Raw genomic sequence first — 24,808 nt, forward strand, 5'->3', positions numbered from 1 at the left:
CGCCCCGGCGGAAATTAATCCGTAAGCGAACTTTTCCCGCGACTGGCGCTTGGCCTGTAGGGGCATCACAAAACGCGGCAGTATACCCGAGGGCCAGCCGGCAAAGGGTGCCGTTGAGGATATAGCCGGGATGGGAGATGTTGACGTTGCATTGCGTCAGATAGGCCCGTTCGATCCCTTCGCGAGCAAGCCCGCGCCCACAGAATCTGTGCTGCGGCTGGCCTGGGCGCTCAAGAAAGCCTAGAATTGCCCATCGTTTATTCCCAAGGTAGTCCGTCAATGTCCTTCGCTGAGCAACTAACCCGCCTGCAAGCCTTCCTCGATGCCGATGAGCTGCACGACGAGGCGCTGGACTACGTGGCCGCCCACGGCTATCTGACCGCGCTGTCGATCTGCTCCGACGTCGTGCCCGACCGTGAATGGATCGACGCACTGTTCTCCGAAGAGCCTCACTACAGTGATGCCGCCCAGCGCGAAGAAATCGAATCCACCCTGCTGGCCCTCAAGGCTCACATCGGCCGCCAACTGGCTTCCGATGAAGAGTTCGAACTGCCTTGCGACCTGGACCTGGGCGAAGACCCGGACGACTCCGAACTGCGCGGCTGGTGCATCGGTTTCATGGAAGGCGTGTTCCTGCGTGAAGAGGCCTGGTTCGAAACGGCTGAAGAAGAAGTCAGCGAAATGCTGCTGCCGATCATGGTCGGTTCGGGCCTGTTCGACGAGCAACCTGAGTTCTCCGACATTGCCTCCGACGCCAACCTGATGGACGACATGATCGTTCAGATCCCGGAAGCGCTGACCGCCCTGTACCTGCTGTGCAACGCCCCTGACGAAAAGCCGGCGATCCTCAAGCCTCGCCACCACTAAGACCGTTGCCCGTGGAGCCCATGGGCAACCGCTCTGTGATCACGCGTTACGCTCTGCTGGCCATTGGCTGGTTGAGCGTGGCGCTCGGGGTGATCGGCATCTTCCTGCCGGTACTGCCCACCACCCCCTTCCTTCTGCTGGCTGCCGCCTGCTTTGCCCGCAGCTCCCCGCGCTTCTACCAATGGCTGGTGGAACACCCGCGCCTGGGGCCGTGGATCCGTGACTATCTGGAGGGCAACGGCATTCCGCTCAAGGGCAAGGTGTATGCCATTGGGTTGATGTGGGTGAGTATCGGGTTTTCCTGCTACCTGGTGCCGCTGATCTGGGCGCGGGGGTTCATGCTGACCAGTGCGGTGTTGGTGACGGTTTATATCTTGCGGCAGAAGACGTTGGCCAAGCGTTGAAGCAGGTTCAAGACGAGCAATGACCTGTGGCGAGGGAGCTTGCTCCCGCTGGAGTGCGCAGCGCTCCCGCTTTTTTTGGGGCCGCTGCGCAGCCCAGCGGGAGCAAGCTCCCTCGCCACAAAAGCCACTCACCAGACAGTCTATCCAGCGGGCGTTCAGCGCATTGGCGGCAAGCCATACGCCGCCAGGTCAAAATCGGCCAACTTGCGAATAATCTGGTCGGCATGGTGGTACTTGCTGTCCGCCATCGCCTCATCCGGCACCGCAATCGCGGTCATGTGCGCAGCCTTCGCCGCTGTCACGCCAAACGGCGAATCCTCAAACACCAGGCAATCCTCAGGTGCCACACCCAAGCGGCGCGCCGCCGTCAGAAAGATATCCGGCGCAGGCTTGGCAGCTCCCACTTCCGGGTCATCCGCCGTCACGATGGTGTCGAACAGCCCAAACCACTCACGGTGTTGCGTGGTCTTGTGACCAAACGAGTTGCGCGACGAGCTGGTGCCCACCGCGATCGGAATGTTATGCGCCTTCAAGTGCCGCACCAGCGCTTCAGCGCCCGGCATGCCCAAGGCCTTGGGGAAACGCTCGCTCATCAACGGCTCGCGGATCACCAGAAATTCTGCGGGGGTAATCGGCAGGTCCAGGGCCTTGACCACGTAATCCGCCAGGTCCTGGGCACCGCGACCAATGATGTGCTGCTTGATCCCCCAGTCATAGGTGCGGCCGAAGCGTTCGGCGATGATCTGCGTCACTTCGGTGTAGATGCCTTCAGTGTCCAGCAACAACCCGTCCATATCGAAAATAACAGCCTTGATCGGGACAGCGGTACGCGGTGCATTCATCACTACAGATCCGTGGGCAGATGACTAAAAGGATTCAGCACAATAACGGCCACCCTTGCCTGCAAGCAACCGTTATGGACCTGTGCCGAACCCTGTCAGCCCCTCACTCAGGAAAATCCGCACCCTCAGTCACGTCAGCCCACGCATCAAAGTCCGCACTCAATGCCTTCACCTTGACCCGCGCAAAGTTCAACGCCGCCTTGCCCAGCAACAAGCGCAATGGCGGCTGCTCAGCTTCCACCGCCTTGACGATGGCAACCGCCGCCCGCACCGGATCACCCGGCTGCTTGCCGCTGTAGTTGCGAACCATGTTGGCCCGTGCCACTGCCGTTTCCTTGTAATCGGCAATCCCGTGAGCCGCCTCGTTGGCCGAGCGCCCGGCCCAGTCGGTACGGAACGGGCCCGGCTCGACCAGCAACACCTTGATGCCCAGTGGCGCGACTTCCTGGGACAACGCCTCGGAAAGCCCTTCGACCGCAAACTTGGTCGCGTTATAGAAACTCAATGACGGGAACGCCGCCACGCCGCCCACCGAGGAAATGTTCACGATGCTGCCCGAACGCCGGGCACGCATGCCGGGCAAGGCCGCACGGGTCATGGCGCTCAGGCCCCACACGTTGATTTCGAACATGTTGCGCACATCATCCAGGTCACTTTCTTCGAAGGAGCCGAAGTAGCCGACACCGGCGTTGTTGACCAACACGTCGATATGCCCGAAGCGCGCTTCAGCCGCCTTCACGGCCGCCTCGACCTGGGCCTGATCGGTCACGTCCAGCGTCAAGACCAGGGCGTGATCTTCGTGACCGGCGACGATGTCCTGCACTTGTTGTGGATTGCGCGCGGTGACCACGGTCGGGTAGCCGAGGCTCAGGGTGTGCAACGCCAGTTGGCGGCCGAAGCCGGTGGAGCAGCCAGTGATGAACCAGACGGGTTTTGCGGTGGAAGTCGTCATAAAGGGCCAATCCTCATGTGTGTAGGAAAAGTATGCGCGCCGCTGTTCTTGCTAAAAAGATGCATAATCCGCAAAGCCCTTTCGAAAATACCACACAATGGACACGCCCGATTTTCAGCAATTGCGCCTGTTTTTGCAGGTCGCCCGCTCGAAAAGCTTCACCCAGGCCGCCGACGCCAGCAGCCTGTCGGTGTCCACCGTCAGCCATCGCGTGCGCGCCCTGGAGAAACAACTGGGCGTGCAACTGCTCAACCGCACCACCCGCAGCGTCAGCGTGACAGAAGCCGGCGAACAGTTGATCCAGAAGATCACGCCGCTGCTGGAGGAACTGCAAACCAGCCTGCACAGCGTAGCAGCGGCCACGGTGGACGCTGCCGGCACCTTGCGCCTGAACATTCCCTCCACTGCCAGCAGAATGGTCCTGCAACCATTGCTCCGGCGTTTCCTGCGCAAATACCCGGGCATCAACCTGGAAGTGGCGGTGGACAACAGCCTGGTGGATATCGTCGCCCAGGGCTTTGACGCGGGCATCCGCTACGACCACGTGCTGGCCGAAGACATGATGGTGGTGCCGGTGGCGACGCAACTGCGGTTCGTCATCGTGGCCACGCCGGAGTATTTGCAGGGCCGCAAGCTGCCCACCCATCCCCACGATTTACTGGAGCATGAGTGCGTCAACTACCGCAGCGCGCAGACGGGCTCGCTGCACCGCTGGGATTTTGAAAAAGACGGCAAACAGATGCGGGTCACGGTAAAAGGCCGGCTGGCAACCAATGACGTGGAATTGATGGTGCGGGGCGCACTGGATGGGTTTGGTTTTGCCTACGTGGCGCGCTCCAGCGTCGAGCAGTACCTGCAACGCGGTGAGCTGGTGGAGGTACTGGACGACTGGATTGCCCACAGCGCGCTGTATTTGTATTACTTCAACCGTACGAACACGCCGAAGAAATTGCGGGTGTTTATCGAGTTCCTGAAGGAAGAATTCGGGACCTGATCCATTCAAAAAGCGAACCCCATCATGCTCTACCGTTTTGCCGCCGACGGCCTGGTGCTGTTTCATCTGTTGTTCATTCTGTTCGTGCTGTTCGGCGGCCTGCTCGCCCTCAAATGGCGGCCGGTGATGTGGCTGCACTTGCCTGCGGCCGCCTGGGGCGTTGCGGTGGAAGTGTTCCACCTGCCCTGCCCGCTGACCCGCTGGGAAAACCTGTTTCGTCATTTGGCCGGGCAGGACGGTTATGGCGGCGGGTTTATCGAGCATTACATCCTGACCCTGATCTACCCGGCCGGGCTGACCCCGCAGATTCAATTGGGGTTGGGCGCGCTGGTGCTGTTGATCAATATCGCGGTGTATGTGCGGCTGATCAGGCGCGGTTAGGCAAACAGCCGATGCCCACCAATGTTGCCTCAACCGCTTCATCCAACGGCGTATGGGGTTCGCTGCCCAATGCCTGTACCAGGCGGCGGTTATCCATGCGCACCTCGGTTTGCCACAGGTAGCGCATTTCCTGCATCTCGCGGAAGGTGGTGACAACAGGTGCTGCCAGTTTCAGCAGCCACCACGGGAAAGCACGTACAGAAGGCTGCTGGCCGGTCCTGCGTGACACCACCCGCTGAATCGCCTGGCTCATCTGCCGGCCATCGGCGTCGATATGCCCCGCCATATGGAAACGGGCGAAGGCATCCAGAGTGTCGCGGCGTGCGATCAACTCGACCATGGTGCGCGCCACGTCAGGCAGGTAGGCCCACTGATGCCCCACACCGGCTGCGCCGGGATAACTCACACTGGCCACCGGTTTCGCAGGCTTGACCAAGCCCTGGGAAAACCAGCTGCTGCCGGCCTTGGCACCGAAAAAATCGCCGGCGCGCACGATCAATACCCGGGCGCCATGCTCGGAGGCCTCCCGCAAACGCTGCTCCATCTCCACCCGGATCGCGCCCTTGCGGGTAAATGGGTTCTGCGGTGAGTCTTCTTCTAATCGCGCAAATGCGTCGGGGCCGTAGTTATAAACCGTGCCTGGCAAGACAATCATTGCCCCTTCAGCGATTGCCGCCGCGATGCTGTTGTCGATCATCGGTAACACCAGCTCTGCCCAACGCTGGTAGCCGGGCGGGTTGACGGCATGCACGATCACCGAACAGCCCTTCGCCGCCGCCACCACTTCCTCACGGTTCAGCGCATCACCTTTTATCCAGGTGAAATCGGCGTTCTGCTTGTGGGCCTTATCCACATCCCTCGTCAGGGCGCATACCTGCCAGCCGGCGGCAAACAACTGCCGCGCCACTTCGCCACCAATCCCGCCTGTCGCCCCCAACACCAGAACCTTGTTCATGCTTTTTTTCCCCTGAAGGTTGTTTGATGAAGCGATTCTGTTCGCCGGCGGGCTATAGAGGAATTGCCGAAGATCATCCAGACGCTATACATTTATGCATGGCATCGACTATTGGTTGGGAGCTTTACCGGTCATTCCTCGGGGTACTCAAGGAAGGATCGCTGTCGGGAGCCGCACGGCAGCTCGGCATTACGCAGCCCACGGTGGGCCGGCACATCGCTGCGCTGGAGAAATCCCTCAACGTGGTGCTGTTCACCCGCTCCGCCAGCGGCCTGCTGCCCACGGCCGTCGCCCTCACCCTGCGCACCCACGCCGAAACCATGGAAACCACCGCCGCCGCCCTCGAGCGTGCCGCGTCCCCCCAAGGCCCCGAAGTACGCGGCGTGGTGCGGGTGTCGGCCAGCGAAGTAATTGGCGTGGAAGTGCTGCCGCCGATCATCACCCGCCTGCGCCAACAGCACCCGCACCTCAAGGTCGAACTGGTGCTGAGCAACCGCCTGCTGGACCTGCTGCAACTGGAAGCCGACATCGCCGTGCGAATGGTCCGACCCAGCCAGGAACAACTGCTGGCGAAGCGTATTGGCATGATCGAAGTCGGCCTGCACGCCCGCAACGACTACCTGCAACAACACGGCACACCCCAAAGCCTGAATGACCTCACGGCCCATTCGGTCATCGGCTACGACCAGGAAAGCGCCTTCATCCGCAGCCTGGCCGTCAAAGGCTTCGACCGCAGCGCCTTTTCCCTCAGCAGCGACAGCGACCTCGCACAACTGGCACTGATCCGCGCCGGCGCCGGCATCGGCGGCTGCCAGGTCAAACTGGCCCGGCAAGACTCCCGCCTGAGCCGGGTCCTGCCGGACGCATTCGCCCTCCAACTCGACACCTGGGTCACCATGCACGAAGACCTGCGCAACAGCCCGCGCTGCCGCGTCACCTTTGATGCCCTGGTGGCCGGTTTGCAGCATTACGTACAGGATTGAGACAGCTTCGCTGGTGAAGAATCAGACTCCCTCACTCCCTTCATAGACGCCCCCATGTCCGAAGCCTTCGAAGTCCCCAGCCCCCACGAAAAACACGTCGAACATGCCACCGAACATGCCCACAGGCAGGGCGACAATTTCGCCAGCCGCATCGCCGTGATGACCGCCATCATGGCCACCGTCGGCGCCATGCTCAGCTACCAGGCCGGCTCCACCGAAAGCGAAGCGGCGATGGACAAAAACAACGCCGCCATCTTCAAGACCGAAGCCGCCAACCAATGGAACTACTACCAGGCCAAATCCAGCCGGCAGAACCTCGCCGAACTGGCGACGCATATCCCGGGCGTCGACGCCAAGCACTACACCGACGAGATCGAGCGTTATAAAACCCAGAAGGAAGACGTGCGCAAACAGGCCGAAAAGCTTGAAGCCACCTCGAAAGAATGGGATGAAAAGTCAGAGCAGGCGCTGCATCAGCATCACCGCTGGGCGCAGGCAATGACCGCAATTCAGATCGCGATTTCGATGGCGGCGATTACGTTGCTGACAAGGAAGGAGTGGTTGAAGCGCATGGCCTATACCGCCGGTGGCGTGAGTGTGGTGTTGGGTGGGATGGCCTGGCTGCATATTTAAGTTCCATCCTGCCATCGCTATATAGTAAAACGCATAACGCCTGACACTATAAAGCCGAGGAAAAGCCGGTGACCGCACAATCATCCAAGGAAGCTGTGGGCGTCGCCTATAGCATCGACTCAATGCGCTACGCCCAGGCCATGACCTGGCGCGCCATCGAAGCGCTGTCCAAACTCATCCGCCCCGGCATGCTCGAATCCGAAGCCCGCGAACTCGGCAAAAAAGTCCTCGCTGACCTCGACATGCAACGCATCTGGCACCCGCTGCTGGTGCGCTTTGGCGCCAACACCCTCAAAGCCTTCAACCAACGCTCCGACGGCGACCCTGTGCTGGGGGAAAACGACATCTACTTCATCGACATGGGCGCCGTGTGGCAAGGCCATGAAGGTGATGCCGGGGCGTCGTTCAGCACCGGCAACAACCCCGAGATGGCCGCGTGCGCGAGCGCGGCGAAAGAGTTGTTTGACCGGGTTGAACAGCGCTGGAGGAACGACAAAGTCGTCGGCCTGGAGCTGTATCGTTACGCCGAAGAACAAGCCAAAGCCATGGGCTGGGTGTTGAACCTGGACATCAAAGGCCACCGCGTCAGCGATTTCCCCCATGCGATTTACCGTGGCGGTGATCTTGGGGATTTTGACCAGTATCCGAATGAAGGGCTGTGGATTCTTGAGATACAGATTGCGCACCCGAGCGGAGCTTATGGTGCGTTTTACGAAGATTTGCTGGCTTAACTTTTCAAGGAATAAAGATGGAACGCTCGACCGAATTTCCCGTGCTGTTGTTTTCCTACGGCACGTTGCAGGACAAGGCCGTTCAACTGTCCAACTTTGGGCGGGAGCTGGTGGGGCAGCAGGATGCGATGCTGGGGTATTCAAAAAGCTGGGTGGAGATTACGGATCCTGAAGTGTTGGCGGCCAGTGGCAAGACTCATCATCCGATCGTTGCTCCCAGCGGGCGCAATGAAGACAGTGTTGAAGGGATGGTGTTTCAGATTACCGAACAGGAACTGGCGGCAGCGGATGCGTATGAGGTGTCGGACTATAAGCGGGTTTCGGTGGGGTTGGCTTCGGGGTTAACGGCTTGGGTGTATGTGCAGGCTTGAGGGGGTGCAGCTCGTCAACCGGAGTGATTTCCTACAGATCAATCGGAAGGCACGCCCTGCCGGGTTTGTGAGGCGGGGCATATAGTTCGCCGGTCGCTCTCATAGCGACCGGGTTTGGCGACTCGACTATAAGACGGCAGAAGCCTCCCGGCTAATTTGCGGGATGCTCCTGCGCGCAATAAGCTACCCAATGGTAGCTGTGCGCGGGAGACCTTCGGGTCTGCCGGCATTGTCCGTCTTTTTCCGGTTCGCCAACCCGCGTACAGCTGCCACCTTTTGTTTGGCGACAAATGTGTGGCTACTCTCCTCCTTAAGAGAACGGACATCACATATGAATCAATACATGGCCCTCACCAGCAACGATTGCGAAACACCTGCCCTTTTTGTAGATACCACTGCGCCGCTGGACGTACTGCTTGACGCTGCTGGTTATCGAATTCGCGCTGTTACTCAAGTTCTTGAAAATCTGGCACTGCGTGCGGAAATTAGCAGCGATACGGTTGTGCTCAGTGACTTTTCGCTGCTTTGCTCTATTCCGTTGCGCGATGGCTGTGATTTGCTGGATGTCATAGGACGGAGGATGGCGGCGCAGCACGCCTAAACCCATTTGCTTGATCCCGCAAAAACGAAAAAGGGACGACCTCTCAGTCATCCCTTTTTTGCGAACATTACCCACCTAGACGCACCGCGTGCCACGAGCCTTATGCTCGTATTCCCACCCCTTGCACGCCAACCCTACATGCTTGGGAATCAGAGCGGCCCCGCTGCTGTAGGAAGTAATGGTCCTACGAGTGAAGCCCAGCTCTACAGCCGCAGCGGAGAGCGACAGGTTGTTGCTGAGCATCCACTTTCTGAAGTCCTGCGTCAGCATGACTTCGCCGGACTGCTCCAGTGCCAAACGATGTAAGGTGACGGCGGATAACTCAAGGTCATTACCCCAAGTCACGTCAAAGCCCCACTCACCGACTTCAACCCGACCCAATAGAGCCAAGTCCTGAAGGGATTTTAGAATCGGAAAGGTATTTATGTGATCAGTAAGATCAACGGTATGCCGCTTGCCGTTGTTCCACTCAATGTCGATGGCATGCTTGCCGGCAACTGGTTGCACAGCAGAGATGCGAAGCTTGCTGGTCATAAGTCAGTTACTCCGGTTTTGTTCGTTCCTTACGCACCAAAAATCGGCGGTGTGGATTTCCCCTTGCAAACCATACATTCAACCCCCAGAAACTCTGCGTCTGAAGCTTCAGGGCAAAGGCGCCGCATTGACGGTGTACCAACCCGACGGGGTCTTGGCACACACCTGCGGCCTTAGCGGTGTTTCAACCGTTGTATTGCCCTGATTGGAGAGTTGGCGAACGGCAATCACACAGCCTGCCTTGAACGTACTGAATTTTACGAGTTGAAGTTCCATTTCGTAATCTTTGCCGGGTTCGGGGACAAGCGTGACAGGCGCGGGAAAGCAGGACATTTGCGAACCTCCCATGGCGAACCCTGCGATAAACGGTTTACCGGCCGGGATGACATGCTCGTCAAACACCTTGGGCGATTGGTTGATGGCTTTGCTCGCTTTGCTGGCAGGCATGCCAATCACGCTGTTCTGGCTGTCTGTCGCTCGAAAAGGGTAGAGACCCGCCGAGTCGACATGCGCTGTTTGCCATCCCGCTTCTTCCGGAGTATTGGTCAGAAGGGTCTCGTTGTAAAACATCTCGCAGGTCTGGCCACTGAGGAAGCCCGCATTGGAGGTGTCACCCGTGATCAGGCGGACGCGGGCGGTGTTGGCCGGGTCGTATTGGCTGATTTGTGCTTCGTTGCGAACGTCGGTTTTAGTGGTGGCGCAGCCGATAAGGGTCAAACTCACGGCCAGCGGAAAGAGTAAACGCATGGGTAACCTTCAAATCCTGTGATGGTTGGTGGCCGCAACCTTACTATGAAAGGTACGCCAGGTTTCGTACTAAGCCTATGGCGAGCGGTACGCCCTGCCGGACGAGGGCTGCGCACCCTTGATGGCAACGACCGGCACGCGTAGTTCGGGCTGGGTGATGTCATAGACCTGCAGCTCACACCCCTCCCCCTTATCTACGAATACAAACTCCGCCAGATAGACCTTTTGCCTCTCAGGAATAAAGGCACCTGCGATCGGCCCACAGGAGTAATAAGACGGTACGGTCGGATTGGCGGTCAGCTTTTTCTCAAACGTGTTCTTCGACGGATTGAATACAGAGTCTTCGTTGTAAAGCGTCCGATAACCCGGTGCCGGAATCTGACTGCTGATCGTCGATGACCCGCGCACTTGCAAAACCTGGCCGGGGTCGGCCTGCATTTCCAGCTGGGGGAAACGCTTGGAGACCGCGCTTTCGAGACGACTGAACCATCCGCCGGCGTTGCCTCGAAACGGTTTGACTACCGTCCCAAGTTGATCGGGACGTGTATCCGGGTCATTACCTCGGATCACTTCAAAATCTACCGGGCTGACTCCATCGCCTGATGACCGCATGATCACCTTCGCGTGCTGATCATCTGCGGTGACTTTCTTCTGCTCCAGCATGATGCCATCTGTCCAGAGTGTCGGTGCAGAACTGCGAGAATCGGAACCACAGCCATACAACCCCAAAAATAGAACCATCGTGACAACTGTCTTCACTGCGCTTCCCTGCGTTGAACTGCCGACGAGCGTCCAGATAACTAGCGCTAACTGGTCGCAATAACAAAATGCCACTATCGCCCAAAACCCTGACCAAATGAAACCGCCGTAGCGTGGGATTTCACCTTCGTTGGCTGGAAACTCCAAAGCCTATTTGTTAAAGCCAGCTTTTTACTCACCGACCTAGAGCACCCGTCTTATATGGCCGTTTTTAAGACGCCAAAAACCACAAACCCCCGGCTTTCTCTATGAAAACCAGGGGTTTGTGTTTACTTAATGTGGCGGTGAAGGAGAGATTCGAACTCTCGATACAATTTCTTGTATACACACTTTCCAGGCGTGCTCCTTAAGCCACTCGGACACTTCACCGTATCTCGTCAAACTGATTCAGTCTGTCGAGGCGCGCTAATGTAGTCGAAAGCTTTTCCGATGGCAAAGGTTTTTTTCAGAATTTTCATGCGCTTAGGCGGTTATGCCGTTCCGGCCCTCTGCGGCGCCGTGCACACCACGGCGATTCTGCCATTCTCGGGCACTCGCGGCGCTTGTCTATAGTAGCTGCTGCGCCGTGCCGAAGGCCGCCTGCGGGCGGGCATGGGGGAAAAGTCTGACTGGGTAGTCAGTCACGGCGCTTTACCAGGGCGGGCGCGGTGGGTAACGTCTGCCGTCTGTCCTTCTATTACAAGCATTACAAGGAATCGCGTCATGAGTGAGTTGATTGCCTACCACCTCGAAGACGGTATCGCGACCCTGACCCTGAGCAACGGCAAGGTGAATGCCATTTCGCCGGCCGTGGTCAGTGCGTTTAATCAAGCGCTGGACCAGGCCGAGAAGGATCGGGCGGTGGTGATCATCACGGGCACGCCGGGGATTTTGTCCGGTGGCTATGACTTGAAGGTGATGACCGCCGGCCCTAAAGAAGCGGTGAGCCTGGTGACGTCGGGTTCCACCCTCGCCCGCCGCCTGTTGTCGCACCCGTTCCCGGTGATCGTGGCGTGCCCAGGGCACGCGGTGGCCAAGGGTGCGTTCCTGTTGCTGTCGGCGGATTACCGGATTGGTGTGGACGGGCCGTTCAGCATTGGCCTGAATGAAGTGATGATCGGCATGACCATGCACCACGCCGGGATCGAGCTGGCGCGGGATCGTCTGCGCAAGTCGGCCTTCCACCGTTCGGTGATCAACGCCGAGATGTTTAACCCGCAGGACGCGTTGGGCGCCGGGTTCCTGGATAAAGTCGTGGCGCCGGAAGAGTTGCAGGCCGCAGCGCTGGAAGCGGCTCGCCAGTTGAAGAAGATCAATATGAACGCCCACAAGCACACCAAGCTGAAGGTGCGTAAGGCGCTGCTGGAAGCCCTGGATGACGCGATCATTCAGGATCAGGGGCATATGGGTTAATCAAACCCACGCCTGCTGAATCGAAGCCCGACCTTGAGTCGGGCTTTTTCTTACAAAGAATTCCGGATTGCGTACAACCGCTCTAGACAGTGTCTGTCACGTCTTGTTGAAACATGCGCTTAAACATCGCCTATCTCCTGACTCTATAGGGGCAATTGCCGAATACAGTGCACATCCGTACACTGCGCCACCTTTTGTCCCGATGGGCCGTGTCGATGCTTTTTTTGTTACGCATGTTGTTGATGGGCCTGCATTTTATGATGGCGGGGGTGCTGGGCGTGCTGCTGGGGATCTCTCGGCCGTTCAATCCGGACAACAGTCGTTACTGCGCACGCCTGTATGCCGTGCCGGCAATGTGGTTGTTGCGCCTGCGGGTGAAGGCCGACGTCGACTCGCTGCGCAACAAGCCCAGCAGTTGCGTGATCATCGCCAACCATCAGTCCAACTATGACCTGTTTGTGTTCGGCACCGTGGTGCCCTACCGCACGGTGTGTATCGGCAAGAAGAGCCTGAAGTGGGTGCCGTTGTTTGGCCAGTTGTTCTGGCTGGCGGGCAATGTGTTGATTGACCGGGGCAATGCGCACAAGGCGCGGCGTTCGATGCTGACCACCACCCACACCTTGCAGCATAAGGACACGTCGATCTGGGTGTTTGCGGAAGGCACGCGTAACTTCGGCGAAACCCTGCTGCCGTTCAAGAAAGGCGCCTTCCAGATGGCAATCGCCGCAGGCGTGCCGATTGTGCAGGTGTGTGTCAGCACCTATGTGAAGCAGATGAAGCTCAACCGCTGGAACAGTGGCGATATTCTGATTCGTTCACTGCCGCCGATTCCTACGAAGGGGCTGACCATGGATGACATGCCTCTCTTGATGCAGACATGCCGCGAGCAAATGAAAGACTGTATTGAGGCCATGGATCGAGAACTGGAAATGGTCTCCTGTAGGAGCGAGCTTGCTCGCGAAGGACGTTAACGATTACGCGCTCATTCTGGATTAACGCGCCGCTCTCAGGTTTTTCGCGAGCAAGCTCGCTCCTACAAAGGGCGTGTTCAGGCTAAGCTGCGCAACAACTGTCATCCAATAAAGAAGCGATCAGCACTATGGGTAGAGTTGTTGCGGCCGCCGTCTATAGCGCCGGTAAGAAAGTCACCGATATCACCCTCGACGAAGGCGCCGCCTGGGCCGCCAAGCCCGACCACTTTGTGTGGATCGGCCTGGAAGAACCCAGCGCCCTGGAGCTGGCCAACCTGCAACGCCAGTTCAACCTGCACGAACTGGCCATCGAGGACGCGCTGGAAAAGCACAGCCGCCCCAAGCTTGAAACCTTCGGCGATGCGCTGTTTATCGTGACCTACTCGCCGGTGCGCGATAACGGCAAGCTGGAGTTTATCGAGACCCATATCTTTGCCGGCAACGGCTATATCATCACCGCCCGCAACGGCCATTCGGCGTCCTACGGCTATGTGCGCCAACGCTGTGAGGCGCGGCCGCTGCTGCTGGAGCATGGCGAAGATTTCGTACTCTATGCGCTGCTGGATTTTGTCACCGAGAACTACCAGCCCGTGAGCGAGGCGATTCATGCCGAGGTCGATGAGCTGGAGCGCAACGTGCTGTGCAACTCCCTGAATGAACACGACATCCAAAAACTCCATGGCCTGCGCCGCGACGTACTGCGGTTGAAGCGTTACGTTGCGCCGATGGTGGAGATCAGTCAGGAGCTGCAGAAGCTGAGTTTTCCGTTTATCGACAAGAACATGCGCCCGTACTTTCGCGATGTGCAGATTCACGTCACCCGGCAGATGGAAGACCTGACCACCCTGCGGGATATCGCCAGCCAGACCATCGAGATTGGGGTGTTGCTGGAAGCCCAGCGCCAGAGCGTGGTGCAGCGCAAGTTTGCTGCCTGGGCCGCAATTTTGGCGTTCCCGACGGCGGTGGCCGGGATCTACGGGATGAACTTCCAGAACATGCCGGAGCTGCAATGGCACTACGGCTACTTTGCGGTGCTGGGGTTTATTGCGGTGGGGTGTACGGGGTTGTGGGCCAGTTTCAAGCGCTCAGGCTGGCTGTAGAAAACTGCTCTTGTGGCGATTGCTGTTGTGGCGAGGGAGCTTGCTCCCGTTCGGCTGCGCAGCAGTCGTGCTGTTAAAAGCGGGGGCGCTTCGCACCCCAGCGGGAGCAAGCTCCCTCGCCACAACAAGCTAATCAATCAACCCGAATTGATTAGGCCGCGCCTGCTTCTGGTTTGTGCGCCACAAACCGCATCATCCATTCCGCCACGGTCACGCCGTGGTGGTCTCGTTCCAGGCTGGCCACTCCATTGTTGTAGACCTTCTCCCCCAAAGTTGTCTGAAGAATCTCCAGCAACTCGCGGGAATAGTCGTGGATAAATTCCGGGTGACCCTGGAAGCACAGCACCTGGTCTTCGATGTGGTACGCCGCAAACGGGCAGAACTCGCTGGAGGCGATCACCGTGGCGTTTTCCGGCAGCGTAGTGACCTGGTCCTGGTGGCTGATCAACAGCGTCAGCTCTTCCACCACCGGGCTCATCCACGGGGCCTTGGCGTTCAATTTGTAGTCATGGATGCCCATGCCCCAGCCCTTGGTCGCCCGCTCGGTCTTGCCGCCCAACAGCAGCGCCAACAACTGATGACCGAAACAGATGCCGATCAGCTTGTCGCCACGGGCATGACGGCCCAGCAGGTAGGTCTTGAGGGTCTGGATCCAGGGGTCGGTGCCGAAAGAGTCAGCCTTGCTGCCCGTCACCAGGTAGGCATCGAACACTTCGTCATCCGCCGGGTATTCACCCTGCACCACGTTGTAGATAACGAACTCGGCGGCAATCGGCTGCTTGGAGAACAGGCGCTTGAACATCTGCCCGTACCCTTGGTACTGATCGATCAGCCCGGGACGCAGGATATCGGTTTCCAGGATGCACACGCGTAACGACATAAAAAATACCTGACACGGCGATGGGAATAATGAACACCCCCAGAGCCTGCCTTGAAATACCCTACCAAGGCAAGCCCCATCGCCATGCTCAATGTGGGAGCGGCGGTGCGACGATTCGACTTGCTCGCGAAGGCGGTGTGTCAGCAACCAAATACATCAACTGATCCGCCGCTTTCGCGAGCAAGTCGAATCGTCGCACCGCCGCTCCCACATTTTGATCACCGAAACACTTCACCCTGTGCGGCTTTCTTCAGCAACAGCGCCGGAGGCGTGAAGCGCTCACCGTATTGCTCGGCCAAGTAACGCGCCCGGGCGATGAAGTCGTTCAGGCCGTACTGGTTGATGAATTGCAGCGCCCCGCCACTCCAGGCAGCAAAGCCAATACCGAAGATCGAGCCGACGTTGGCATCGGCCGTCGACATCAACACGCCCTCCTCCACACAGCGCACGGTTTCGATGGCCTGGATAAACAGCAAACGGTCGCGCACGTCCTGCGGCGAGATCTGTTGGCCAGGCTTTTCAAAGCGGCTTTTCAGCTCCGGCCACAGGTGTTTCTGCCCGCCCGCCGGGTAATCGTAGAAGCCACTCCCCGCCGCCTTGCCCGAACGCTTGTATTCGTTGAGCAACAAGTCGATCACGGCAAACGCCGGATGCCGGGGTAACGGCTTGCCTTCGGCCTGTAGGTCCTTGGCTGTCTGCTGACGGATATGGCTCATCAGGCTGAGGGAAACTTCGTCAGAGACTGCCAGCGGCCCCACCGGCATGCCGGCCTTGCGCGCCTCGGTCTCGATCATCGGCGCGGCCACGCCTTCGCCGAGCATGGCGATGCCTTCGTTGGTGAAGGTGCCGAACACCCGCGAGGTGAAGAAGCCGCGGCTGTCGTTGACCACGATCGGGGTTTTCTTGATTTGCAGTACGAAGTCGAAACCCCGGGCCAGGGTTTCGTCGCGGGTGCGGGCGCCCTTGATGATTTCCACCAGGGGCATTTTGTCCACCGGGCTGAAAAAATGCAGGCCGATAAACTTGCCCTGGTCGGGTACGGCCGTGGCCAGTCCGCTGATGGGCAAGGTGGAGGTGTTGGAAGCGATGACTGCCTCGGCGCCGACCACGCTTTGTGCAGCAGCCGAGACCTTGGCCTTCAGCTCACGGTCTTCGAAGACGGCTTCGATGATCAGGTCGCAGCCCGCCAGGTCGGCGTCAGATTCCGTAGGAACAATCCTTGCGAGGATGGTTTCCCGCTGTTCAGCGGTCAATTGCCCACGGCCGACCTTCTTGTCCAGCAGCGCCGCCGAGTGCGCCTTGCCCTTCTCCGCCGCGGCCAGGTTGACGTCCTTGAGCACCACCTCAACGCCCGCCGAAGCGCTGACGTAAGCAATGCCTGCCCCCATCATCCCGGCGCCGAGCACCCCAACCTTGCGGGTCACATACGGCGCAAAGCCCTTGGGCCGCGAGCTGCCGGCGTTGATTTCATTGAGCTGGAACCAGAAGGTGCCGATCATGTTTTTCGCCACTTGCCCGGTGACCAGCTCGGTGAAGTAGCGGGTCTCGATCAGGTGCGCGGTGTCGAAATCCACCTGGGCACCTTCCACGGCGGCACACAGGATTTTCTCCGGGGCCGGGAAACAGCCGTTGGTTTTGCTGCGCAGGATCGACGGCGCAATGGCGAGCATTTGCGCGACTTTCGGGTTGGATGGCGTGCCGCCAGGGATCTGGTAACCCTTGATGTCCCAACGCTGTTTCGCCTCGGGATTGGCCAGGACCCAGGCTCGGGACTTGGCCAGCAGTTCGTCACGGTCTGTCGCCAGCTCGTCAATCAACCCGGCTTGCAGCGCCTGCTGCGGCGTAATCTTTTTACCTTCCAGCAAGTAGGGCAAGGCCTTTTCCAGCCCCAGCATGCGCACCATGCGCACCACACCGCCGCCGCCCGGCAGCAGGCCGAGGGTGACTTCCGGCAGGCCGATCTGGACCGACTTATGGTCCAGTGCCACGCGGTGCTGGCACGCCAGGCAAATCTCCCATCCGCCGCCCAGTGCCGCGCCGTTGATGGCGGCCACTACCGGTTTGCCGAGGGTTTCCAGGGTGCGCAGTTGCGCCTTCAACACCAGCACGCTGTCGTAGAAATCCTTGGCGTGGGGCTTGTCGACCTTGATCAGTTCATTGAGGTCGCCGCCGGCAAAGAAGGTCTTCTTCGCCGAGGTGATGATCACGCCTGCAATCGAATCCTTCTCGGCGTCCAGGCGGGCGACGGTGGCCGCCATGGCCTCGCGGTACACCCCGTTCATGGTGTTGGCGCTCTGGCCGGGCATGTCGATGGTCAGCACCACAATCTGGTCCTGGCCCTTTTCGTAACGAATGGCATCGGTCATGACTGATTCCTTAGGCTCAGAGGCGTTCGATGATAGTAGCGATACCCATGCCGCCGCCGACACACAGGGTGGCCAGGCCGTATCGCTGCTGGCGCACCTCCAGTTCGTCGAGCAAGGTGCCGAGAATCGCACAGCCCGTGGCGCCCAATGGGTGGCCCATGGCGATGGAGCCGCCGTTGACATTGACCCGGGCGGCATCGATGCCCATGTCCTTGATGAACTTGAGCACCACCGAGGCAAACGCTTCGTTGACCTCGAACAGGTCGATGTCTTCAACCCTCAGGCCGGCCTTGGCCAGGGCCTTGCGGGTGGCCGGCGCCGGGCCGGTGAGCATGATGGTGGGGTCGGTGCTGGTGACCGCCGTGGCGACGATGCGCGCCCGGGGTTGCAGGCCAAGTTCGCGGCCCTTCGCTTCGGAGCCGATCAGCATCAGCGCCGCGCCATCGACGATCCCCGAACTGTTGCCCGGTGTGTGCACATGGTTGATGCGCTCGACGTGGCTGTAGACCCGCAAGGCCGTGGCGTCGAAGCCCATCTGGCCCATCATTTCAAAGCTGGGCTTGAGTTTGCCCAGGCCTTCCAGGGTGGAATCGGCACGGATGAACTCGTCCTGGTCCAGCAGCACAATGCCGTTCTGGTCCTGCACCGCGATCAGCGACTTGTTGAGGGAACCGTTCGATCTGGCCCGCGCCGCTTTCTGCTGTGAGTGCAGGGCAAAGGCATCGACGTCCTGGCGGGTGAAACCTTCCAACGTGGCGATCAGGTCGGCACCGATGCCCTGGGGCGTGAAATGGCTGTGCATATTGGTTTGCGGGTCGAGCACCCAGGCGCCGCCGTCGCTGCCCATGGGCACACGGGACATGGACTCGACGCCGCCGACCACCACCAGGTCTTCAAAGCCGGAACGCACCTTCATCGCACCAAGGTTGACCGCCTCCAGGCCCGAGGCGCAAAAGCGGTTGACCTGTACACCGGCGACACTGACGTCCCAATTGGCCACCAAGGCAGCGGTCTTGGCGATGTCGGCGCCTTGGTCCCCCACCGGGGTGACGCAGCCGAGGACGATGTCATCCACTTGCCGGGTATCGAGGCCGGTGCGCTGCTGCAGTGCCGTCAACAAGCCCGCCACCAGGTTCACCGGCTTGACGCTGTGTAAGGCGCCATCAGCCTTGCCTTTGCCACGGGGCGTGCGTATCGCATCAAAGATCAAAGCTTGGGTCATAACGTCCTCGAACCAGTGTGCAAAGAATCGTGCCCTTACCTTAGGCGCCGGGGCGCCGGATTCAATGACCGAACCGCTCATTGACCTTGACGCTCACGCTCAGACGAACGGTAGGAGGCTACGGGAATCAGCTGATTAATCGTTTTAGCTGTCTAGCCGTAGGGCTGGCGTCTGGCTGGCAATTGGCCTCATGCGTTTTTAATAAGAACTCTGCAGGTGATGAGATGAAATGGATCTAAGCCGCACAGAACGAGGGCTCTAAGGTTGAATCTGTAAGAGAAGTAAAAGGTTGCTGCCGGGTTTTGCTGGAGCACCTGTAAGAAAAGAGTCATGTAGTACCGTCATAGTGAAACAGACCGGCACGCATTTGACGCTCAGGAATAACAACAAAAGGCAGTCAGCCATGTTCAAACATTCGAAAGTACGTCAGGCGGGACTTATTCTTTTCGCCACCACCCTGATTCTGATCTTGCCCAATCTAACCAAGGTTATTGGGTGACCCCTCACACCCCACATTCTGCGCAGACACAGCGCCAGGATCGCAGCCTTTGGCAGCGCCTTTCGGGATATTGCGTATAGCGATCCCGTCAGGGGCTGCCGTTTTGCGCGCCGGTTTCGGGTTGTTTGCGGTATCGTGAACCCCGCATCGACACTCAAACACGGGCCCTTCCTTGAAACAGATCATCGTCCTCCTGACCCTGCTGCTGGCCCTGCCGGTTTCTGCCGCGCAACTGACCATTGAGCTGGATCACGCCAGTAAAACCTGGGATACAACCGAACTGCTCAAGCGCCCGGATGCGCAGACCGTGCAGATCGTTGATGACGTGTCCTACAAGCGCACCATGACCTACCGCGCGGTGCCGTTGGCGGCGCTGTTGCCGGGCATCACGGCGGAAAATCATCTGCAGGCGGTGGCCCTTGATGGCTTTGCCGCTGAACTGGCGGCGGCGCCACTGCTTTCAAAAAGCGGCGCACGGGCCTGGTTGGCGGTGGAAGACCCGGCGCACCCATGGCCGCCACTGGCGGACGGCAAACCCGGTGCCGGGCCGTTTTACCTGGTGTGGACGGACCCGCAGGCAGGAAACATCAGCCCGGAGCAATGGCCGTTTCAGATCTCCGGGATCAAGCAATTGAAAACGGTGGCGGAGCGCTTCCCGGCGTTATTGCCGGACCCCAAACTGGCGGCGAATGACCCGGTAAATCAAGGCTTCGCGCTGTTCCAGAAAAATTGCCTGGCGTGTCATCGCCTCAATGGTGCCGGCGATGCGCAGGTGGGGCCAGACCTGAATCTTCCGTACAACCCCACTGAATATTTCGCCGGGGATTTCCTCAAGCGCTATATCCGCGACCCGCAAAGCCTGCGGCATTGGCCGCAGGCGAAAATGCCGGCGTTTGCTGCCAGTGTGCTGCCGGATGCGGACCTGGACCTGTTGGTGGGGTATTTGAAGCATATGGCAGGCAGAAAGCAGCCTTAAGGCTCCGGCAAACCTGTGGCGAGGGAGCTTGCTCCCGCTGGGCTGCGCAGCAGCCCCCATCAGACGATCGCATTTCTCCAGATAGAACTCGGGGGCAGGTTTTGGGGCCGCTTCGCAGCCCAGGGGGAGCAAGCTCCCTCGCCACAAAAAGCTTTCCTGGCACAGAGAGGTTTCCTGCTACACAAAGCGCCTCTCTCCCCCGGAATCCTACTGCTGCTGCACCGAAATCACCGGTGTCGGTGCCACAAATACCTTGGCATGCATCTGTTCATGCCCTCCCCCACGGCGCATGCCCCTTACCGGGCAGGCGTCCAGGTAATCCAACCCCACCGCCAGCTTCAAATGCCGCTCCGGGCGGGCCAACTGGTTAGTCACATCAAAGCTGTACCAGGCGTCATCCAGCCAGGCTTCGGCCCAGGCATGGCTGGCCAGGTGCTCGCAATCTTCGCTGTACAAATACCCCGACACATACCGCGCGGGAATGCCCAGGCTGCGGGCACAGGCGAGGAAGGCGTGGGTGTGGTCCTGACAAACCCCGGCACGCCCGGCAAACGCCTTGGCCGCGCAGGTGTCGACTTCGGTCGAGCCCGGCGAATAGGTCATGTACTGGTTCAGCGCATGCATCAGGTCGATCAACGCGCTGCGGTCACGGCGCTGGTGGCAGTGCTGTTCGGCAAAGCTGCGCAGGGCGTCGTCCGGCTCGGTCAAACGGGTGCAACGCAGGAACGGGAACGCCGATTGGCTTTCATGCTCGGCCTCGCGCAATTCGTCGATATCCACCTGGCCACGGGCGCCGATGATGATGGCTTCGTGGGGCTCGTCCAGGGTCAGCACGTGCAGGATATTGCCGAATGGATCCAGTTGCGCCCGCACCGGCCGCGGCAGGTCCAGTTGCCAGCTCAGCACGTGCTGGCGCTCGCTGTCGTGGGGCGTGAGGCGCAGGTACTGGATGCTGGCGCGCACCTGGTCTTCGTAGTGGTAGGTGGTTTCGTGGCTGATGGAAAGTCTCATGCCGCCTCCAGGTAGGAACTGTAAATAGCGTCACCCAGCTCGCGCACGAGGGGGATAAAGTCGGTCAGCCAAGCGTGCAGGCCTTCCTCAAGAATTTCGTCGATGGCGGTGTAGCGCAGGCGCGCGTCCATCTCGGCTGCCAGGCGCTGGGCCGGGCGGCCGTTGACGCCGGGCAGGCTGCCCAGGATCTGGTCGATTTCTTCACTGCAGGCGCGCAACGAACGCGGGACATCGGCGCGCAGCAGCAACAATTCGGCAACTTGCCGGGCACCGGGGGCGTCGCGGTAAATCTCGGTGTAGGCCTCGAACGACGACAAGGCCCTTAGTAGCGCGCTCCACTGATAGTAGGCGTGAGCCGTGCCGTCCGTGACCGCTTCGGCCTGGTCGCCAGCCATTTCGTAGCGGGCATCCAGCAGGCGCAACGTGTTGTCGGCCCGCTCGATAAAGGTGCCCAGGCGGATAAAACGAAACGCGTCATTCCGCATGATGGTGCCGTAGGTGGCGCCGCGGAACAGGTGGGAGCGCTCCTTCACCCACTCGCAGAACCGGCTCATGCCGTAGCGACTCAGGCCTTGCTGGGCGATGTCGCGAATTTCCAGCCAGGTGGCGTTGATGTTTTCCCACATGTCGGCGGTGATTCGCCCACGTACCGCGTGGGCACTGGCCCGCGCGGAACCCAGGCAGCTGTAGATGCTTGCCGGGTTGGCGGCATCCAGCGCAAAGAAATGCAGCAGGCGCTCGGCATGCAGCTCACCGTGGCGCTCGCGGTAATCGTCCAGGGTGCCGGTGATCAGCAGCGGCATCGCCAGTTCATGCAGGCCATCACCGCGCCCATCCTGGGGCATCAGCGACAGGGAATAACTGACATCGAGCATGCGCGCGAGGTTTTCCGCACGCTCCAGGTAGCGCGACATCCAATACAAATCCGAGGCAGTTCTACTCAACATCGTTCAATCCTCGACCACCCAAGTGTCTTTGGTGCCACCGCCCTGGGACGAGTTGACCACCAGCGAACCTTCTCGCAGTGCCACACGTGTCAGACCACCGGGCACCACACGGGTTTCCTTGCCTTGCAGCACGAACGGACGCAGGTCGATATGCCGTGGGGCAATGCCGTTCTCGACGAAGGTCGGGCACGTCGACAGGCACAGCGTTGGTTGTGCGATATAGGCGTGGGGCTTGGCCTTGATGCGTGCACGGAAGGCTTCGATTTCTGCCGCCGTAGCGGCCGGGCCGACCAACATGCCGTAGCCACCGGAGCCCTGGGTTTCTTTCACCACCAGCTCCGGAAGGTTGGCCAGTACGTGGGACAGTTCACTGGGATTACGGCACTGGAACGTCGGAACATTCTTCAGGATCGGCTCTTCGTCCAGGTAAAAACGGATCATCTCGGTGACGAACGGGTACACCGACTTGTCATCCGCCACCCCGGTGCCGATGGCATTCGCCAGCACCACATTGCCCGAACGATAAGCGGCCAACAGCCCCGGCACACCGAGCATGGAGTCGGGGTTGAAGGCCAGCGGGTCGAGGAACGCATCGTCGAGACGACGGTAGATCACGTCCACCGCTTTGGGGCCGTCGGTGGTGCGCATGAATACGCGGTCGTCGCGCACGAACAGATCGGCGCCTTCCACCAGTTCCACCCCCATTTCACGGGCCAGGAACGCATGTTCAAAAAACGCGCTGTTAAAGCGGCCCGGGGTCAGCACCACCACACTGGGGTTATCCAGCGGGCTGGAGCTCTTCAGGGTGTCGAGCAACAGGTTGGGGTAGTGATCGATCGGGGCGATGCGCTGGGCAGCAAACAGCTCGGGGAACAGGCGCATCATCATCTTGCGGTCTTCGAGCATGTAGCTGACACCGCTGGGGGTGCGCAGGTTGTCTTCGAGGACGTAGTAAGTGCCGTCGCCATCGCGTACGAGGTCGACGCCGGAGATGTGGGAATAGATATCGCGGTGCAGGTCCAGGCCCTGCATCGCCAACTGGTACTGCTCGTTGGCCAGCACCTGCTCGGCGGGAATGATCCCGGCCTTGATGATCCGTTGTTCGTGGTAGAGGTCGGCGAGGAACATGTTCAGCGCCTTGACCCGCTGGATGCAGCCGCGCTCGACGATCCGCCATTCACTGGCCGGAATGCTGCGGGGGATGGTGTCAAAAGGAATCAGGCGTTCGGTGCCTTGCTCATCGCCATACAGCGTGAAGGTGATGCCGGCCCGGTGAAACAGCAAATCGGCTTCGCGCCGGCGTTGGGCCAGCAGTTCGGGGGGCGTCTCGGCCAACCAGCGGGCAAATTCGCGGTAATGGGGGCGAACCTGCCCTGCCCCGTCGTACATCTCATCATAATAAGTGCGGATCATGCCGTACTCCTTGTCACCCGGACGCAAGAACCATCGCAAGGCCCGTGCCAGCGGCATAAACACTTAAGTATCAATCAGTTGGATATGGGCGCAGGCCTCGGCGCACCGTCCCGGTGCAGCAAATGCCCGCTGTCATGCCCGCCGCCTCATTGCAATGCAGGCCATGACTATCAACAGCATAGTCAGAGTTGATTTCACTGCCCGGCAAACCCTGGGGATAATCACCTCCATCCGCTGAACAGGACACGTCCTACAGCCTCATCCATTGCGCACCACCGCTTCTACCGAATTGCTCTGCTCCTTTGCGATCTTCCCTTTGGCCACCCTGCTCGGGTGGCTTTTTTTTGCGCAGGATTTTTCCCGCGCCAGAAACAAAAACGGCCGACCCAAGGGTCAGCCGATACGCTGTGTAGTTGTTCATCCTGCTACATGGGTAACCCACGCACCTCCTGTTTCACGCCCCATCCTTCAATGATTCCGCCCAAGGGCTCAACCACCGCCTCAAAGTCCTGCTCGAAGTCTCCTATGCCGTCGTAGGTGGCGAACATGATTTTGCTCAGCTCCAGGTACCAGGCGCCGTCATCCCGCGCGCTGACCTGGGCATTCAGGGATTCTCCACGAAACCGACCCGCAGCCCGGCGCGCACGTTCCTCATCCGGGAAAATGGCGTAGAACTCGATGGGGTGGAAACGCGAGAAGTCAAAGCCGCCCTCTTTCATGCGGCGCAACACGTTGGTGCTGATGTCTTCTTGATAGGCTGTGCTCATGAAACGTCCTCCTCAAACCGATGGATAGACTTTCCGTGCTTCCCAAGGCCCGCGCTGCAAGGGCGCGGGTGTTACGGCAATGACGTCGCCGCTGGGAGACAAGCATGTAGCTGACAAGACCAGACCTTAGCGATTCATTCGCTGATCTCCATTGCAGAGTAGCGCGAAGCTATCAGCTCCACCAGAGGCTGTTTAAAGACGTACAGGGAATATTCAGGCGGCGGGAGAAATGTCGAGGATTTGAATACTGTTTTGATCTTTCAGGCTTTTCAGCGTGGGCTCGGCCGTGCGGCCTTCCAGGTCGTTGAGGTCCAGTTCAGCGGCCACGGGCAGCAACTTGGCACGGATCATATGGGCAGCGTCTTCCAGGCTTGGTTTTTCGCCGCAGACGAACTGCTCCACAGACTGCACGCCATGATCATCAACGAAGGTAATTTTCCACGTTTGCATCAGTGCCTCCTCGATAAAACCCATGGGTGGGCTTACACACATCTGGACCTTGAGGGCTCG

General features: G+C 59.5%; 27 protein-coding genes and 1 tRNA gene. 13 read left to right on the top strand and 15 right to left on the bottom strand.

Annotated features, from left to right (window positions below):
* Nucleotides 1-279 precede the first annotated feature (279 nt).
* Both HX855_RS13510 and HX855_RS13515 read left to right on the top strand, forming a co-directional pair.
* Nucleotides 280-867 (top strand): YecA family protein, encoded by a 588-nt coding sequence (locus tag HX855_RS13510; protein ID WP_017477430.1) that lies wholly within the window; start codon nt 280-282, stop codon nt 865-867.
* A 20-nt stretch (nt 868-887) separates the two neighbouring features.
* The gene (locus tag HX855_RS13515) at nt 888-1,271 is read left to right on the top strand and encodes a YbaN family protein (protein WP_177083905.1); all 384 of its coding nucleotides are present in this window, start codon (nt 888-890) and stop codon (nt 1,269-1,271) included.
* A 155-nt stretch (nt 1,272-1,426) separates the two neighbouring features.
* Here the strand turns inward: HX855_RS13515 and HX855_RS13520 are convergent, their stop codons facing one another.
* The gene (locus HX855_RS13520; RefSeq protein WP_177083903.1) at nt 1,427-2,113 is read right to left on the bottom strand and encodes an HAD-IA family hydrolase; all 687 of its coding nucleotides are present in this window, start codon (nt 2,111-2,113) and stop codon (nt 1,427-1,429) included.
* 103 nt (nt 2,114-2,216) lie between these two features.
* On the bottom strand, nt 2,217-3,065 hold the full coding sequence (locus tag HX855_RS13525) for an oxidoreductase (RefSeq protein ID WP_177083901.1): 849 nt from the start codon (nt 3,063-3,065) through the stop codon (nt 2,217-2,219).
* 97 nt (nt 3,066-3,162) lie between these two features.
* On the opposite strand from HX855_RS13525, the gene HX855_RS13530 reads away from it, so the two are divergent.
* Nucleotides 3,163-4,059, top strand: coding sequence for a LysR family transcriptional regulator (locus HX855_RS13530; protein WP_177083899.1), 897 nt, complete (start codon nt 3,163-3,165; stop codon nt 4,057-4,059).
* A 24-nt stretch (nt 4,060-4,083) separates the two neighbouring features.
* Nucleotides 4,084-4,440, top strand: coding sequence for a DUF2784 domain-containing protein (locus HX855_RS13535; RefSeq protein WP_177083897.1), 357 nt, complete (start codon nt 4,084-4,086; stop codon nt 4,438-4,440).
* Here HX855_RS13535 and HX855_RS13540 read toward each other — a convergent pair.
* Nucleotides 4,427-5,395: an SDR family oxidoreductase gene (locus tag HX855_RS13540; RefSeq protein WP_177083895.1), complete on the bottom strand. Its 969-nt coding sequence runs from the start codon at nt 5,393-5,395 to the stop codon at nt 4,427-4,429. The genes HX855_RS13535 and HX855_RS13540 overlap by 14 nt on opposite strands.
* Nucleotides 5,396-5,493: 98 nt before the next feature.
* On the opposite strand from HX855_RS13540, the gene HX855_RS13545 reads away from it, so the two are divergent.
* The 5 genes from HX855_RS13545 to HX855_RS13565 all read left to right on the top strand — a co-directional run bounded on the left by HX855_RS13545 (nt 5,494) and on the right by HX855_RS13565 (nt 8,714).
* A complete protein-coding gene (locus HX855_RS13545; RefSeq protein WP_177083893.1) occupies nt 5,494-6,378 on the top strand; it encodes a LysR family transcriptional regulator in 885 nt (294 codons plus the stop codon).
* A 54-nt stretch (nt 6,379-6,432) separates the two neighbouring features.
* Complete coding sequence (locus tag HX855_RS13550) at nt 6,433-7,011, top strand: DUF4337 domain-containing protein (protein ID WP_177083891.1); 579 nt, start codon at nt 6,433-6,435, stop codon at nt 7,009-7,011.
* 68 nt (nt 7,012-7,079) lie between these two features.
* Nucleotides 7,080-7,742 (top strand): M24 family metallopeptidase, encoded by a 663-nt coding sequence (locus tag HX855_RS13555; protein ID WP_177083889.1) that lies wholly within the window; start codon nt 7,080-7,082, stop codon nt 7,740-7,742.
* A 17-nt stretch (nt 7,743-7,759) separates the two neighbouring features.
* A complete protein-coding gene (locus HX855_RS13560; RefSeq protein WP_177042999.1) occupies nt 7,760-8,113 on the top strand; it encodes a gamma-glutamylcyclotransferase family protein in 354 nt (117 codons plus the stop codon).
* A gap of 331 nt (nt 8,114-8,444) precedes the next feature.
* Entirely contained in the window at nt 8,445-8,714 is a 270-nt protein-coding gene (locus HX855_RS13565; protein ID WP_177083887.1) for a short-chain dehydrogenase, read from the top strand.
* 75 nt (nt 8,715-8,789) lie between these two features.
* Here the strand turns inward: HX855_RS13565 and HX855_RS13570 are convergent, their stop codons facing one another.
* From HX855_RS13570 to HX855_RS13585, 4 genes are all read right to left on the bottom strand, one after another.
* The gene (locus HX855_RS13570) at nt 8,790-9,248 is read right to left on the bottom strand and encodes a DUF2442 domain-containing protein (RefSeq protein WP_177083884.1); all 459 of its coding nucleotides are present in this window, start codon (nt 9,246-9,248) and stop codon (nt 8,790-8,792) included.
* A gap of 108 nt (nt 9,249-9,356) precedes the next feature.
* The gene (locus HX855_RS13575; RefSeq protein ID WP_177083882.1) at nt 9,357-9,995 is read right to left on the bottom strand and encodes a hypothetical protein; all 639 of its coding nucleotides are present in this window, start codon (nt 9,993-9,995) and stop codon (nt 9,357-9,359) included.
* Nucleotides 9,996-10,070: 75 nt separating this feature from the next.
* A complete protein-coding gene (locus HX855_RS13580; protein WP_309139793.1) occupies nt 10,071-10,754 on the bottom strand; it encodes a hypothetical protein in 684 nt (227 codons plus the stop codon).
* A gap of 279 nt (nt 10,755-11,033) precedes the next feature.
* Nucleotides 11,034-11,123 (bottom strand) — tRNA-Ser (locus HX855_RS13585).
* Between the two features lie 333 nt (nt 11,124-11,456).
* On the opposite strand from HX855_RS13585, the gene HX855_RS13590 reads away from it, so the two are divergent.
* From HX855_RS13590 to HX855_RS13600, 3 genes are all read left to right on the top strand, one after another.
* Entirely contained in the window at nt 11,457-12,146 is a 690-nt protein-coding gene (locus tag HX855_RS13590; RefSeq protein WP_177083880.1) for a crotonase/enoyl-CoA hydratase family protein, read from the top strand.
* Nucleotides 12,147-12,361: 215 nt separating this feature from the next.
* Entirely contained in the window at nt 12,362-13,117 is a 756-nt protein-coding gene (locus HX855_RS13595) for a 1-acyl-sn-glycerol-3-phosphate acyltransferase (RefSeq protein ID WP_177083878.1), read from the top strand.
* 128 nt (nt 13,118-13,245) lie between these two features.
* On the top strand, nt 13,246-14,217 hold the full coding sequence (locus HX855_RS13600) for a magnesium and cobalt transport protein CorA (RefSeq protein ID WP_177042996.1): 972 nt from the start codon (nt 13,246-13,248) through the stop codon (nt 14,215-14,217).
* Nucleotides 14,218-14,368: 151 nt separating this feature from the next.
* Here HX855_RS13600 and HX855_RS13605 read toward each other — a convergent pair whose 3' ends face one another.
* The 3 genes from HX855_RS13605 to HX855_RS13615 form a co-directional block, all read right to left on the bottom strand.
* Complete coding sequence (locus tag HX855_RS13605; protein WP_177083876.1) at nt 14,369-15,097, bottom strand: amidotransferase; 729 nt, start codon at nt 15,095-15,097, stop codon at nt 14,369-14,371.
* Between the two features lie 218 nt (nt 15,098-15,315).
* Nucleotides 15,316-17,463 (bottom strand): 3-hydroxyacyl-CoA dehydrogenase NAD-binding domain-containing protein, encoded by a 2,148-nt coding sequence (locus HX855_RS13610; RefSeq protein ID WP_177083874.1) that lies wholly within the window; start codon nt 17,461-17,463, stop codon nt 15,316-15,318.
* 16 nt (nt 17,464-17,479) lie between these two features.
* Complete coding sequence (locus HX855_RS13615; RefSeq protein WP_177083873.1) at nt 17,480-18,685, bottom strand: acetyl-CoA C-acetyltransferase; 1,206 nt, start codon at nt 18,683-18,685, stop codon at nt 17,480-17,482.
* A 671-nt stretch (nt 18,686-19,356) separates the two neighbouring features.
* Here HX855_RS13615 and HX855_RS13620 point away from each other — a divergent pair.
* Nucleotides 19,357-20,160, top strand: a complete 804-nt coding sequence (locus HX855_RS13620; protein WP_177083871.1) for a cytochrome c — start codon at nt 19,357-19,359, stop codon at nt 20,158-20,160.
* Between the two features lie 207 nt (nt 20,161-20,367).
* On the opposite strand, the gene HX855_RS13625 is transcribed toward HX855_RS13620, so the two are convergent.
* From HX855_RS13625 to HX855_RS13645, 5 genes are all read right to left on the bottom strand, one after another.
* A complete protein-coding gene (locus HX855_RS13625) occupies nt 20,368-21,171 on the bottom strand; it encodes a transglutaminase family protein (RefSeq protein WP_177083869.1) in 804 nt (267 codons plus the stop codon).
* Complete coding sequence (locus tag HX855_RS13630) at nt 21,168-22,118, bottom strand: alpha-E domain-containing protein (protein WP_177083866.1); 951 nt, start codon at nt 22,116-22,118, stop codon at nt 21,168-21,170. The genes HX855_RS13625 and HX855_RS13630 overlap by 4 nt, the downstream gene beginning before the upstream one ends.
* A gap of 3 nt (nt 22,119-22,121) precedes the next feature.
* Nucleotides 22,122-23,531, bottom strand: coding sequence for a circularly permuted type 2 ATP-grasp protein (locus HX855_RS13635; RefSeq protein WP_177042991.1), 1,410 nt, complete (start codon nt 23,529-23,531; stop codon nt 22,122-22,124).
* A 425-nt stretch (nt 23,532-23,956) separates the two neighbouring features.
* Complete coding sequence (locus tag HX855_RS13640; RefSeq protein ID WP_003193463.1) at nt 23,957-24,298, bottom strand: ribonuclease E inhibitor RraB; 342 nt, start codon at nt 24,296-24,298, stop codon at nt 23,957-23,959.
* 213 nt (nt 24,299-24,511) lie between these two features.
* Nucleotides 24,512-24,748 (bottom strand): hypothetical protein, encoded by a 237-nt coding sequence (locus HX855_RS13645; protein WP_256351693.1) that lies wholly within the window; start codon nt 24,746-24,748, stop codon nt 24,512-24,514.
* Between the last annotated feature and the right edge of the window lie 60 nt (nt 24,749-24,808).

This window comes from Pseudomonas sp. IPO3778, from assembly GCF_013386825.1.
Classification (GTDB): domain Bacteria; phylum Pseudomonadota; class Gammaproteobacteria; order Pseudomonadales; family Pseudomonadaceae; genus Aquipseudomonas.

Bases quoted from the DNA above. Each gene is read 5' to 3' on its own strand.
- HX855_RS13615 (WP_177083873.1), bottom strand. From the start codon at position 18,685: ATGACCCAAGCTTTGATCTTTGATGCGATACGCACGCCCCGTGGCAAA.
- HX855_RS13610 (WP_177083874.1), bottom strand. From the start codon at position 17,463: ATGACCGATGCCATTCGTTACGAAAAGGGCCAGGACCAGATTGTGGTG.
- HX855_RS13520 (WP_177083903.1), bottom strand. From the start codon at position 2,113: ATGAATGCACCGCGTACCGCTGTCCCGATCAAGGCTGTTATTTTCGAT.
- HX855_RS13510 (WP_017477430.1), top strand. From the start codon at position 280: ATGTCCTTCGCTGAGCAACTAACCCGCCTGCAAGCCTTCCTCGATGCC.
- HX855_RS13645 (WP_256351693.1), bottom strand. From the start codon at position 24,748: ATGCAAACGTGGAAAATTACCTTCGTTGATGATCATGGCGTGCAGTCT.
- HX855_RS13515 (WP_177083905.1), top strand. From the start codon at position 888: ATGGGCAACCGCTCTGTGATCACGCGTTACGCTCTGCTGGCCATTGGC.
- HX855_RS13545 (WP_177083893.1), top strand. From the start codon at position 5,494: ATGGCATCGACTATTGGTTGGGAGCTTTACCGGTCATTCCTCGGGGTA.
- HX855_RS13630 (WP_177083866.1), bottom strand. From the start codon at position 22,118: ATGTTGAGTAGAACTGCCTCGGATTTGTATTGGATGTCGCGCTACCTG.
- HX855_RS13625 (WP_177083869.1), bottom strand. From the start codon at position 21,171: ATGAGACTTTCCATCAGCCACGAAACCACCTACCACTACGAAGACCAG.
- HX855_RS13540 (WP_177083895.1), bottom strand. From the start codon at position 5,395: ATGAACAAGGTTCTGGTGTTGGGGGCGACAGGCGGGATTGGTGGCGAA.
- HX855_RS13640 (WP_003193463.1), bottom strand. From the start codon at position 24,298: ATGAGCACAGCCTATCAAGAAGACATCAGCACCAACGTGTTGCGCCGC.
- HX855_RS13595 (WP_177083878.1), top strand. From the start codon at position 12,362: ATGCTTTTTTTGTTACGCATGTTGTTGATGGGCCTGCATTTTATGATG.
- HX855_RS13600 (WP_177042996.1), top strand. From the start codon at position 13,246: ATGGGTAGAGTTGTTGCGGCCGCCGTCTATAGCGCCGGTAAGAAAGTC.
- HX855_RS13530 (WP_177083899.1), top strand. From the start codon at position 3,163: ATGGACACGCCCGATTTTCAGCAATTGCGCCTGTTTTTGCAGGTCGCC.
- HX855_RS13550 (WP_177083891.1), top strand. From the start codon at position 6,433: ATGTCCGAAGCCTTCGAAGTCCCCAGCCCCCACGAAAAACACGTCGAA.
- HX855_RS13570 (WP_177083884.1), bottom strand. From the start codon at position 9,248: ATGACCAGCAAGCTTCGCATCTCTGCTGTGCAACCAGTTGCCGGCAAG.
- HX855_RS13575 (WP_177083882.1), bottom strand. From the start codon at position 9,995: ATGCGTTTACTCTTTCCGCTGGCCGTGAGTTTGACCCTTATCGGCTGC.
- HX855_RS13565 (WP_177083887.1), top strand. From the start codon at position 8,445: ATGAATCAATACATGGCCCTCACCAGCAACGATTGCGAAACACCTGCC.
- HX855_RS13560 (WP_177042999.1), top strand. From the start codon at position 7,760: ATGGAACGCTCGACCGAATTTCCCGTGCTGTTGTTTTCCTACGGCACG.
- HX855_RS13590 (WP_177083880.1), top strand. From the start codon at position 11,457: ATGAGTGAGTTGATTGCCTACCACCTCGAAGACGGTATCGCGACCCTG.
- HX855_RS13635 (WP_177042991.1), bottom strand. From the start codon at position 23,531: ATGATCCGCACTTATTATGATGAGATGTACGACGGGGCAGGGCAGGTT.
- HX855_RS13535 (WP_177083897.1), top strand. From the start codon at position 4,084: ATGCTCTACCGTTTTGCCGCCGACGGCCTGGTGCTGTTTCATCTGTTG.
- HX855_RS13605 (WP_177083876.1), bottom strand. From the start codon at position 15,097: ATGTCGTTACGCGTGTGCATCCTGGAAACCGATATCCTGCGTCCCGGG.
- HX855_RS13525 (WP_177083901.1), bottom strand. From the start codon at position 3,065: ATGACGACTTCCACCGCAAAACCCGTCTGGTTCATCACTGGCTGCTCC.